At 60.0% G+C, this 11,343-nt stretch carries 8 protein-coding genes and 2 pseudogenes; 8 read left to right on the top strand and 2 right to left on the bottom strand.

Annotation, left to right across the window (positions count from 1 at the left end; translation table 11 throughout):
• Positions 1–68 precede the first annotated feature (68 nt).
• Positions 69–254 carry a hypothetical protein gene (locus tag PKKP23_RS32495; protein ID WP_126879955.1) on the bottom strand — a complete coding sequence of 62 codons (186 nt, stop codon included), beginning with the start codon at positions 252–254 and terminating at the stop codon, positions 69–71.
• 136 nt (positions 255–390) lie between these two features.
• On the opposite strand from PKKP23_RS32495, the pseudogene PKKP23_RS32500 reads away from it, so the two are divergent.
• The 6 genes and pseudogenes from PKKP23_RS32500 to PKKP23_RS32525 all read left to right on the top strand — a co-directional run bounded on the left by PKKP23_RS32500 (position 391) and on the right by PKKP23_RS32525 (position 9,999).
• Positions 391–3,346: pseudogene (locus tag PKKP23_RS32500) on the top strand (Tn3 family transposase).
• Positions 3,333–3,680, top strand: a complete 348-nt coding sequence (gene tnpC / locus PKKP23_RS32505; RefSeq protein ID WP_126879956.1) for a Tn3 family transposase post-transcriptional regulator TnpC — start codon at positions 3,333–3,335, stop codon at positions 3,678–3,680. The pseudogene PKKP23_RS32500 and the gene tnpC overlap by 14 nt, the downstream one beginning before the upstream one ends.
• Positions 3,677–4,882, top strand: coding sequence for a hypothetical protein (locus tag PKKP23_RS32510; protein ID WP_126879957.1), 1,206 nt, complete (start codon positions 3,677–3,679; stop codon positions 4,880–4,882). Before tnpC ends, PKKP23_RS32510 begins: the two co-directional genes overlap by 4 nt.
• A gap of 116 nt (positions 4,883–4,998) precedes the next feature.
• Positions 4,999–6,690 carry a site-specific integrase gene (locus PKKP23_RS32515; protein WP_126879958.1) on the top strand — a complete coding sequence of 564 codons (1,692 nt, stop codon included), beginning with the start codon at positions 4,999–5,001 and terminating at the stop codon, positions 6,688–6,690.
• A gap of 818 nt (positions 6,691–7,508) precedes the next feature.
• On the top strand, positions 7,509–7,940 hold the full coding sequence (locus PKKP23_RS32520; RefSeq protein ID WP_176049173.1) for a hypothetical protein: 432 nt from the start codon (positions 7,509–7,511) through the stop codon (positions 7,938–7,940).
• 199 nt (positions 7,941–8,139) lie between these two features.
• Positions 8,140–9,999: a hypothetical protein gene (locus PKKP23_RS32525; RefSeq protein ID WP_126879960.1), complete on the top strand. Its 1,860-nt coding sequence runs from the start codon at positions 8,140–8,142 to the stop codon at positions 9,997–9,999.
• Between the two features lie 26 nt (positions 10,000–10,025).
• Here PKKP23_RS32525 and PKKP23_RS32530 read toward each other — a convergent pair.
• Positions 10,026–10,163 (bottom strand): annotated as a pseudogene (locus PKKP23_RS32530) (H-NS family nucleoid-associated regulatory protein); the annotation flags it as partial.
• Between the two features lie 229 nt (positions 10,164–10,392).
• Between PKKP23_RS32530 and tnpA the strand changes: the two are divergent.
• The gene (tnpA, locus tag PKKP23_RS32535; protein ID WP_138721050.1) at positions 10,393–10,824 is read left to right on the top strand and encodes an IS66-like element accessory protein TnpA; all 432 of its coding nucleotides are present in this window, start codon (positions 10,393–10,395) and stop codon (positions 10,822–10,824) included.
• Positions 10,821–11,162 (top strand): IS66 family insertion sequence element accessory protein TnpB, encoded by a 342-nt coding sequence (gene tnpB, locus PKKP23_RS32540; protein ID WP_126879962.1) that lies wholly within the window; start codon positions 10,821–10,823, stop codon positions 11,160–11,162. Before tnpA ends, tnpB begins: the two co-directional genes overlap by 4 nt.
• Positions 11,163–11,343: the final 181 nt, after the last annotated feature.

The following is an 11,343-nucleotide window of genomic DNA, read 5'->3' on the forward strand; positions in this document are numbered from 1 at the left end:
GATGATCCTGCGCAAGCTGCGGCTTTTTTACGCCCTGATTCTCGTCGCTTTGCTTGGCTTCGAAACTGCTACGCAGTCGGCAGCGTGAACTCATTTGCCGAGCAAAATGAATTGTTCAGGGCCGACTCATTACGATCGAGAACGATAGCGTCGGGGATCCCTGACCGAACCGCTCCCCGTCGCAATGCCTCCAGGTCGCGCGTGCCCAGCTTGCGGGCGCGCGACGATTTTTTCTGCTGGCTGGCTTTGCCCATGTTTCTGTCCCCTTCGCTGCGTTCTGAGTCCGAAAATTATAGCGGCAAGCTGGTTGCACAGACTGACACAGGTGTGACGGTTTTGCCGGATTTTTTGCGCTACACTGGCCAGCCCATTCGAGATCCGGAATCCGGCATGGCGACCATCGAACGTACCGCGTATCCGAGGTTTCCCAAGGGTTTTTCATCGGAGGAACTGCAGGCGTTCTATACACCGGACGTCGAAGAGCTTGAGTGGGTGCGCCGCAACGCGCGTGGCCAGTCCTCGAGACTGGGCCTGCTGGTTCTGCTGAAGGTCTTTCAGCAGATGCACTACTTTCCCTTCGTTGACGCCATTCCCCCCGTTGTCATCGAGCACATCCGGGCGAGCGCGAACATGGACGCCGAGGCCGCATTCGGCTACAACAGGGCAAGGTCGCCCGCCTTGTTTCGTCACTATGCGGCAATCCGCGAATTTCTCGGCATCCAGTCCTACTACGGCTCCGATGCCAACGAAATCGCGGTGCGCGCGGCACATGAGGCCGCCGAGACGATGGATCAGCCGGTGGACATCATCAATGCAACCCTCGACAGCCTGATCCAGCAGCAGGTCGAACTGCCCGCGTTCTCGACGCTCGATGCCATTGTGGAGCAGGTCCACACGCGAGTTCAAACAGCGTTGTTCCGGCGTGTCTCGCGTCGCCTCTCTGATGAGGACAAGGCCCAGCTGGACCGACTGATCAAGCGCGACTTCAACCAGCGCCAGAGCGCGTACAACACCATCAAGCGATACGCCTTACGCCCATCGCGAAAGCATATTTCCCTGCTCGTCGACCATCTTGCCTGGCTCGATGGTTTTGGCGACTTCAACCATGCGCTGGAAGGAGTTCCCGCGACAAAGCTGCGCTCCCTCTCGACGCAGGCGATGAGTTTGGACGCGGCGAATCTGAAGGAGACCCTGCCGGAGCGGCGATATACGCTCATTGTCGCGTTGCTGCATCAAATGCGCGTGCGAGCCCGCGACGACCTGGCCGAGATGTTCATCCGTCGTATGGGCGCAATCCACAAGCGGGCCAGGGAAGAGCTGGAGCAGATCCAGGCACGTCAGCGCGAACAGATGGAAAGCCTGGTCGATACGCTTGACGGCGTCGTCAATATTCTCGACGACTATACCGACGACACCGAACTTGGTGCGCGTGTTCGCCAATATCTGGCGCCGTCGGGCGACCTCGAACCATTGCGCGAAAGCTGTGCCGAGGTCCGGGCCTACAGCGGCAGAAATTATCTGCCGCTGCTGTGGAGGCATTTCAAGGTACATCGATCAGGACTACTACGTCTGGCGCATGCACTGGCATGGAGCTCGACCACCCAGTCCGAGTCCTTGCTGCAGGCAATGGAGGTCGTTTTCAGGAACGAATCGCTTCATCGCGAATGGATCAGCGTCGAGGTCGATCTCAGCTTTGCTTCCGAGCGCTGGCGCAAGCTGGTTTTCCGCCCGCCCGAGAAGGGTGCGACGACAAACCGGCGTTATCTGGAACTGTGCGTACTGTCCGCCATGACGAGGGAACTGCGCAGCGGAGACCTGTGCGTAGCCGGCTCGGATGCCTTTGCAGACTATCGCGATTACCTGTTGCCATGGCATGAATGTGAGAAGCGCCTGCCGGGATACAGCGAGAGGCTTGGCATTGCCGACAGCAGTGCCGGCTTTGTGGCGCAGCTGCGCGAATGGCTCGCCGATGCTGCACGCCAGTTGGATGAGCGTTTTCCCGAGAAGTCCGACCATGTGACGGTCAACAAGGCAGGTGAGTTTGTTGTCCGGCGCACCACGGCGACCGTCATCCCGGAAAGCGCGGTGGCCCTGCACAAGGCGATCGTCAAGCGCATGCCTGTGCGCAATCTGCTGGACGTACTCGCCAATATCGAGCACTGGACACATTTCACACGACACTTTGGTCCGCTAAGCGGCAACGATCCCAAAATCCGCGACGCCGAACAGCGGTACCTGCTTACCATCTTCGCAATGGGGTGCAATCTTGGTCCCACCCAGGCCGCGCGCCACATGGGTGACAGGATCACGCCGCACATGATGTCGTTCGTCAACCGCCGGCACTTGAGTCTCGAACGCCTTGAGAGTGCACAACGCGAGCTGATTGAACTCTATCTCCGGCTTGACCTGCCGAAGCACTGGGGAGACGGCAAGACAGTGGCAGCCGACGGCACCCAGTACGACTTCTACGACAACAACCTGCTGGCAGGCTATCACTTCCGCTACCGGAAAATGGGAGCGGTCGCCTACCGCCACGTCGCCGACAACTATATCGCGGTATTCCGGCATTTCATCCCGCCGGGCATATGGGAGGCCATCTACGTGATCGAAGGGCTGCTCAAGGCTGGTTTGAGCGTTGAGGCCGATACGGTGCACGCCGACACCCAGGGGCAGTCGGCTGCGGTGTTTGCCTTCACCTACCTGCTGGGCATCAAGCTGATGCCGCGGATTCGCAACTGGCAGGACCTCAAGCTGTATCGCGTGGATGCTGCGACCCGATACAAACATATCGATGATCTTTTCGCGGAAACGGTTGACTGGGAACTCATCGGGCGCCACTGGAAGGACCTGATGCAGCTCGCGCTGTCGATCCAGTCCGAAGAATCGCCTCTCCCTGGCGGCCGAGGAGCTTGGCAAGGTGGTCCGCACGGTATTCCTGCTTGAGTGGCTCGGCAGCAACGAACTGCGCCAGGAGATCACCGCCACGACCAACAAGGTCGAGTCCTATAATGGCTTTGCCAAGTGGTTTTCGTTCGGCGGCGATGTGTTGCCAGTCAATGACCCGGACGAGCAGCAGAAACGCCTGCGTTACAACGACCTGATGGCTTCGGCCGCGATCCTGCAAAACACGGTGGACATGATGCAGGCGTTGCGATCGATGGTGAATGAGGGCATTGAGGTCAATCCCGACGACATTGGATTCCTCAGTCCCTACCTCACCAGCAACCTGAAACGTTTTGGCAGGTACGAACTGGATTTTGGACACGTCGAGGGCTGGATACACGATCACCTGTTCGCCGGCCCGGTCCGTTCCCTGCGGAGATCCCGATCCCATGCCCGACCTTGAGACCCCCTATGGCATCGTCGATGCCGACGCGCTGGAATCATTGCAGCAGCGATACGATACGACCGTCATCCAGCAGGCCGTGGATCTTTTCGACACCATCCGCGCCCGCTGCGAGCCCGATGGTTTGCGTGACGATCTTCTGCGCCTGCACGCCATGGCGCATACCGTCATCAATGGCGCGAGCCTGTCGTGCGCGACGGATGACCTTACGCTGGTCGAACAGGCTGATTGCACTATCGAGGAACTCGAGGACTGGATCATGGTGCTCGAAAAAATGATCCTCGCCTTGCGCCCCCTGCAGGATCTGCGATCCGAAACGGACGAACCACTGTGAAGCCTGCCTCGTTCAAGTGGCAGTTCGCCCAGCGTTTTCGGCGCCACGCTTTCGGCTGGCGCTCGGACGTACCGATCCAGCGTATCAAGGAAGCACTCGCGGAGATCCGGCAGGTGGCGCGCGGCGATACAGTGCTTGCGGCAGAGGGCGCTGTGAAATTTCTGGAGAAAGTTTCGCCCGCGCTGGAACACGTCGACGGGTCGTCAGGTGCGATTGGCACGGCCGTGAATCGTGCGATCGAAACACTGGTCCCGGTCATTGCTGGCGCCCAGGTCGACACAGTCACGCGCCAGGCCTGGCTCGAGCGGCTATGGGAAGCCATTCAGGATCAGGGCGTCCCCTATATCGAAGGTCTGTCGGACGAATGGGACACACTCTGCGTGACGCCCGAAATCGCCAGCGAGTGGGCCGACAGGTTTATTGATCTCGTCGAGCACGTCTGGTCCGAGGGGCCCGGGGGATATTTTGCGGGGACACCAATCTGTCTGGCTTCGCTATATGCAGCTGGGCGACATGCGCAACTGATCGCACTGGTGGACCGCGCTCCGTTCAGGATGTGGCACTACCGACGCTGGGGCGTCAAGGTACTGCTTGCGATGGGCAGAAAGGCTGAAGCCCTGGCCTACGCGGAAGACACGCGCGGCCTCAACAGCCCGGACGGGCAGATTGCGAAAGCTTGCGAGGCGATCCTGCTGTCATCGGGTCTCGCCGACGAGGCATACCGGCGCTATGCACGCGAAGCGAACCAGGGCACCACCTACCTGGCAACTTTCCGTGCCATTGCAAAGAAGTATCCGCACATCGCGCAAGAGACCATCCTGAGCGATCTGGTTGCTGCGTCGCCGGGCGAGCCAGGGAAGTGGTTCGCGGCAGCCAAGGACGCAGGCCTGTTCAACCAGGCCATCAAGCTGGCCAATGCCAGCCCGACCGACCCCCGGACGTTGACGCGCGCGGCCAGGGACTTTGCGCAGAAGCAGCCGGGATTCGCCATGGCCGCCGGTCTCGCGGCGTTGCGCTGGATCTCGATGGGCTACGGCTACGAGATCACAGGTGTCGATGTGCTCGATGCAAGCCGCGCCACGATGCAGGCAGCGGAACACGCTGGCGTCGATCCCGAATCCGTGCGGCAGCAGATTCGCTTTCTGGCCTCCGGAACCTCTGTGCACGCGGACTTTTTGAGTCGCGCCCTGCAGGCGATCTAAGCCTGATCTAAACCGGAAAATCATCGTGAAAAATCCTGGCGGGACGTCTTTCGTGATTGATACAGAGATAACAGTTATTATCTCTGTATGGTGGTTTTGGTACTAAACTCGATGTCATGAAAACGCGTCTCCCGAACCCGTCCGCCGGCGACATGCCAAACGATTTTCCCGATGCCGACGCGCTTGCCGCGCTGCGCGCCTGGTACGAAGGCGCATCCTCGCGTGACGCGGCCAGCCGGTACCTGCGGGACCGGCTCGGTCTGGAGCAGTCTGCACGCGGCGTCATCGGCCAGATCCGCCGGCAACTCGCACTTTACGCCCGCTGCCGGCATCGGGAGGATCTCGCTACGCTGTTCGAATGCCCCACCCACAGGCGCAGACATCATGCCCGCTCCACCACGCAGGCAGTCGAAACGTTGCGCTCACTACCTTTACCGACCCCGCAGATCGGGGACGACATCACGCGCTGGTTGCCAGAGCGCGCTGTCCGTGCCCTGCACGCGGCGGGCATCCGGACCCTGGCTGATCTCACGGTACGGATTCCTCGCCGTCGGCAGTGGTGGAGTGTCATACCGGGGCTCGGCCCGGCCAGTGCAAAATGGATCGAGGCCTTCTTTGCCACGCATCCAGCACTCACGGAGCGGGCCCGAGCACTGATCGTCGCCGACCGGCAGTCAGTCGTGACGCCGTGGGAGGAGTTACGGCTCCCGCATGAGGTCGATGGATCCGCTGGTGCCTTCCGCGCGCCGCTGCTGACCTGTACCCTGGGTGTCGACAACGATTACGACGCCGTTCAGGCATGGCTTGCGTTGCACGAGTCCCCAGCTACGCAGCGCGCCTACCGTAAGGAAGCCGAACGGCTGATCCTGTGGGCCCTCGTTGCACGAGGGACTGCATTGTCTTCCCTGACCACCCGGGATGCCACCGATTATCGGGCGTTTCTGCGCAGGCCGACACCACGTGAGCGCTGGGTCGGACCACCGCGGCCGCGCACGTCACCCGACTGGCGCCCATTCGTCGATAATCTTTCGGCCCGCTCAATTGCCCATGCACTTGCCGTGCTCAGCGCCATGTTCCGTTGGCTGGTGGAGCAACGCTACGTAGTGGCTAATCCCTTTGCTGGCATCAAAGTGCGCGGCAGCAAGCGCGCCACGGCAGTGGAAACCACACACGCCTTCACCGAGGGGGAATGGCTGCTCACGCGCACTATTGCCAACGGGCTCGAGTGGTCGTACGGCTGGCAGGCGCCCGCCGCGCAGCGACTTCGCTTCATGCTGGATTTCGGTTACGCGACGGGACTGCGGATCAGTGAACTGACCGATGCGACCCTGCGAAACGTCGAGGTCGACGCCGCTGGTGATCACTGGCTTCACGTGACCGGAAAAGGCGGCAAGCCAGCCAGGGTGACCCTGACACCGCTCGCTCGGGCCGCGCTGCACCGGTATCTGCAGGAGAGGGGCATGCCTGTGAGCCGCGCTCACTGGAATCCAGCTACGCCGCTGATCGGCCGCCTGGACGACGGCGATGCCGGAATCAAGCCGCTGCGGTTGTGGGAAGTCATGCGCCGGTTTTTTCGGCATGCCGCGCAGGTCATTGAAAAAGACCATCCGGCCTTGGCTGAAAAACTCCGTCAGGCCACGCCGCACTGGATGCGGCATACCCATGCCACCCATGCGCTTGCGAAGGGAGTCGAACTCAGCGCCGTGCGGGACAATCTGCGGCACGCGTCGATTTCAACGACATCGATTTATCTGCATGCCGATGATGTAAAGCGGGCGCGGCAGTTCGGGCAGGCATTTACCGGGTGACCGCCTTATTCCAAAATCAAGGGGGATTCCGGCAGCCTTATAACTTCCGTGCTTATGATAGCAAATCGACCGAATCGTGGTCAGAGGCCACGTACACCCGCTGGGTATTGGCCGCGAGGTTGCGCACGCGCATATCCTCGATCATGCGTCGACGTAATGCCGTCATGGTGGGTCTCCTCGAATCGGACCGGGCAACCCGCTGCTGCCGGTGCCACATTCGAGAAGCGTCGCACCTTTGATCGTGCGGTGACGCTGAATTACTACCCCTACCGCGTCAGCGGTTTAGTTCAATACGAGTTATCACGCTTGAAACCGGGCCGGAGCGGGGCGCCCTTTTACATATTGGCCCGACCGGATGATAGACAGTTGCAAGGCCAGCGCTAGCGTGGCGACACGGCGGCGCGACCAGAAGCGCGAAGGGGCGGATAGTTACGGCTATCCGACCCTTCGTTTCTGGACATACTCGGAGAAGGGCGCGTACTTGTCACCCGCACAGCCGTCCCTGACGCGGCTGGAGTCGCGACGCGGCGGCGAAGCCCCGCGCGCAACTGCGGGCGCTCCGCGCGGGGGCGGAGCTAGGGCTCGCAACACGACGGCCACGCGATCTACGCTTGACCGTCAGAGCGAACTGGCGTAAGTTCCTTATGCATAGACGTAAGGAACTTATGATGAAATCGGAAAATTCGATGCCGAGCGACAGGGCGCGGGTCAGCGCACAACGCAAGGCACGGCTGCAGGCTGGATGGACGGAAGTAAGGGTCTGGGCGGCGTCACGGGACGACGTCCAGGCGATACGCGACTTTTCAGAGGAGCTTCGAATGAAGCGTCTTACAACGAACGTGCGGCGGATCGGCCGCGAACTCAATACACCGGTATCGGTGATCGAACGCGCCATGAGTGCGCTTAACCTGCAGGGCTCGTCCGACTACAACACACCGTCCGGCGCGACGCTCGCCCTGCTTACTGAACTGGCGCGGGAAGACAGGCTGGCAGACCTGAATGCGGTCGTAGCGATGTTCAAAGTGGTGCATCCGGGCAACGCGCGTTTCGTCGCGGACAGCGTGCCGGCGAAGGTGATGAGCAACAACATCGCGCACCGCTTGGATTCCCGCGGCAGCGAGCGGATCGTCAAGTGGACGGCCTCGAATACGGACTGGACCGAGGAGCTGCTCGCTGCCCTCGACAGTTTCACCTTGGACGCCTGGGCGGCCAGCGCTATTCGGGAGATGCTCGAGATCAAGCTGAACTAGATCCCGACGCAAAAAAACGGCCCGCGATCTGGGCGGGCCGTTGTATAGGCGGGGCGGAGAATGCCGCGGAACGACGTCCAGACCAGCAAACCCTGACCCCTTTTTTCTGTCGCTGGCGTTTCTGTACCAGCTGTGCCACTAGAATAGCTTCTTTCCACCTTCCAGGCAACTTATGCGTACCGATCGCCGGATTAGCACGGTGCACACGCTGACGGTGCGCCAGCGGTTCTTTTGCGACTGCTGGTTCAACCTTGTCCACGAAGCCTCGCTCGACGCCTTTCGAGTGCGTGCCATGAATCCGTTGAACATCATGCGCGAACTGCTCCGCATGTTCGACGTGGAGCACGCAAAAGAACCTGACATCGGTCGGGTTGCGCTGGAAGCGCACGAGGTCCTGGAAGCTGCCGCCCTCTTGCAGGATGCCGCTTTCCAGCCCGCCGCGTCACAGCTTGTCGCATTGCTTAGGGACGTGGCAGACAGCAAGCCGGTGAAATCGGCCTCTGAGGAAGGCGCGAAAAGCACTGACGCCGCGAAGCTTGCCGGTACGCAGCTGTTGAAAGACCGGTTCCTGGTCGACGCATTCGGGCGCGAGCTCATCCACGCGCTTGAGCAGCATTTTGTTCAGAAAAGTATCGCCTGGCTGTCAGCCGAACTTACGACGCCGGACGCCAACGAAGCGTTTGACGCGCTCGAGCCGCAACTCCAGAAAATCGAAAACGTGCTCTCCGCGCTGTTAAGTACCCTTGTCAACCAGGGCTGGAGCTTCGCCTCGTTGTTCAAGCTGTACCGGGATATGCTGCTGCCGGCCGACGCGGGAACGGCGAACAGGCCATATACGTTTCCTGAAGCGCTGCACAATGTGTTCGGCCGGTTGACCGGGGCACCCAAACCCTATCGCATCACGTTTCAGATCAACGGCGTAAGCAATCCGACAAATTTTCCACAGGCCGTTGGGGATATCGCGTTCAGCACGGCACCACCCAATGTCGGCGCAAATTCAAGCGGATACGTACAACGCTATTCGCGCGCATTTGGCGGGCGCTTGTTTGCGACCATGACAGTGGATGCGCAGGATGGCCGGATCGCAGGGTCCATCGCGAGTGACCATATCGCGAGCGTGCTGGATGTAGTCCGCTACGACTATGAGCGCAAGAACGTCCACCTCGCAGACCGGTTCCTCGTAGAAAAGACCGGCAGACATATCCTATTGCCGTTGCCGGGCAGTGTACCGAATCCCGATTCATCTCTTAGCGCGCAGCAACTCGAGATTTTCATGCGCCGGCTGCAGGAGCTGGTGGCCAGCGGCACACTTGCGTCCGAAACGAAAGACCGGATCTATTCAGCGTTCCGGCTGTATCGGACTGGCGCCGATTCCTCGAATTTTGAGAACAAGCTCGTCAACTGGTGGACGGCCGTTGAGTATCTCGTAAAGGGCAGCGGAAGCGACGGCATCGGCAACGGCGTGGAACAGTCGCTCGGTCCTACGGTGACCCTGTCCTATCTGCCCAAGCATCTTCTGGCATTACGCGACATCCTCGTCAACGAACTGAAGATCGAACTCGCCGATGCAGCGGGTACACCGGTGGAGCTCAAAAGTGTCAAGCTTGCTGAGTTTTACGCCCTACTGCAGGACCCGGCGCACCGGATCGCCATCGAAACTGCCTGTAACGATGCGCCCTTCGTGCGACTTCATCTGCGCCGGCTACTTGCGGTTTTTACAGATAATGGCAAATTGCGGCTCGCCCTGTCGAATCACGAGCGCCGGATGCGCTGGCATGTCCAGCGCATATACCGCGCGCGTTGCGATATCGTTCATAGCGGCCAGCGAATGGTCGACGCTACGTTGCTTTGCGCGAATCTCGAGTTCTATCTCAAAACCGTACTGGCCGCTTTTCTGGATGCCTTGCATCGCCATCCGACGCTCAGTAGCGCGCGAGAATTCTTCGACCGGCAGGAGCATGCGCTGAAACTGGTACGAAGCGAACTTGGGAAAAATCAAAACACATTGCTTCTGTCGATACTGGCGAGCCGTGATGCTGCAAACGCTGCCGCTGCGTGACGACTACGGGACGATTTTCCGTAGTGTCAATTCTGAACGAGGAACTTCTCTCGGGGCTGCCCTTTGATCCAGCCAGGTTCGCGGCCCATGCCGCTCCATGTGGCTCCTGACACTGGATCGCGATACTTCGGTGCCTTGGGGCCGGGCTTCGGTCCGCGTCTGCTGTCGATGGCGGTCCAAATCCGCGCTTTTCGGGGTAATCGTCCTTTTCGTGCAAAATCTGGCGGTTTGTTTTGATATCGCTTTGAAAATCAATGGCTTGAGTGGGACGCGCTTTCGCGAATCCGCGTCCTTTTGATGCAAAATCTGGCGCTTTCACCCAGTCGCGGCGACGATACCCAGCGTAAGCATCTGATCAAGGCCGTCTGGAAGAACTGACGGGGGTTGTCCAATATGGTGCCCGCCAAATATTTTGCGGGCGCGAAAATGGACAGATCTGACGATGTGGTGACAGCGGAGGCGAAACGGCCGAACTTTCCGGAGGCGTTTCGTCGTGCCATTGTGAAAGAGACTTTGAAACCCGGCGCATCAGCGTCGCGGATTGCGCGGGAGCACAATCTGAACGTCAACATGGTCTTCAAATGGCGGCATCGATATCGCAAGGAACTTGAGGCGCAGGCCGAACGGATCGAAGGACCTGCGGACCCAGGAGTGGCGCTGTTGCCGGTGAATATCGTTGACGTGCCGTCACCGCCGGCGGATGAGTCACTCACGAGGACAAGCGCCTGTTGTGACGTGGAAGTCGAAATTGGCAAGCGCCGTGTTCGCATTCGCGGGCTATCGATGGACCTTGCCCAGCAGTTTCTGCGGGACTGCCTGAAATGATTCCGCCGAACACGCGAATCTGGATCGCAGCGGGGGTGACCGACATGCGTTGCGGCTTCGGTTCTTTAGCCGCGAAAGTGCAAACCGTACTGGAGAAAGACCCGTACGGCGGGAACATCTTCCTCTTCAGAGGCAAGCGCGGCGATCTGCTGAAAGCGCTTTACTGGTGCGACGGCGGGCTATGCCTGTTTGCAAAGCGTCTTGAAAAAGGACGTTTCGCGTGGCCACGTGCGGACTCCGGCGTCGTCGCACTCACCACTGCCCAGCTATCCCTTCTGCTTGAAGGCTTCGACTGGCGCCAGCCAGTCGAAGCAGTGCGCCCACGCAGCGCTTTGTAAACGATGGTCAAGCGATATTCGGGTATTCGAGGAAAGCCCGTAAACTGCCTTCATGGCTAAAAGTGTCCAACGCCCATAAATGGAAAATCCCCCTGTACCCCCTGCCAGACAAGGCTTTCGGGAGGAGGTCTCGAGTTTATGGGCGCTGAACCTGGGTGCGAAGGTTTGCGATCCGCAGCGC

Origin of the sequence: Paraburkholderia kururiensis JCM 10599 = LMG 19447 (genome assembly GCF_003986935.1) — a bacterium.
Taxonomy (GTDB): Bacteria; Pseudomonadota; Gammaproteobacteria; order Burkholderiales; family Burkholderiaceae; genus Paraburkholderia; species Paraburkholderia kururiensis.

Coding starts and splice junctions, on each gene's coding strand:
- PKKP23_RS32495 (WP_126879955.1), bottom strand. CDS start 254: ATGGGCAAAGCCAGCCAGCAGAAAAAATCGTCGCGCGCCCGCAAGCTG.
- tnpA (WP_138721050.1), top strand. CDS start 10,393: ATGGTGCCCGCCAAATATTTTGCGGGCGCGAAAATGGACAGATCTGAC.
- tnpB (WP_126879962.1), top strand. CDS start 10,821: ATGATTCCGCCGAACACGCGAATCTGGATCGCAGCGGGGGTGACCGAC.
- PKKP23_RS32515 (WP_126879958.1), top strand. CDS start 4,999: ATGAAAACGCGTCTCCCGAACCCGTCCGCCGGCGACATGCCAAACGAT.
- tnpC (WP_126879956.1), top strand. CDS start 3,333: ATGCCCGACCTTGAGACCCCCTATGGCATCGTCGATGCCGACGCGCTG.
- PKKP23_RS32520 (WP_176049173.1), top strand. CDS start 7,509: ATGAAGCGTCTTACAACGAACGTGCGGCGGATCGGCCGCGAACTCAAT.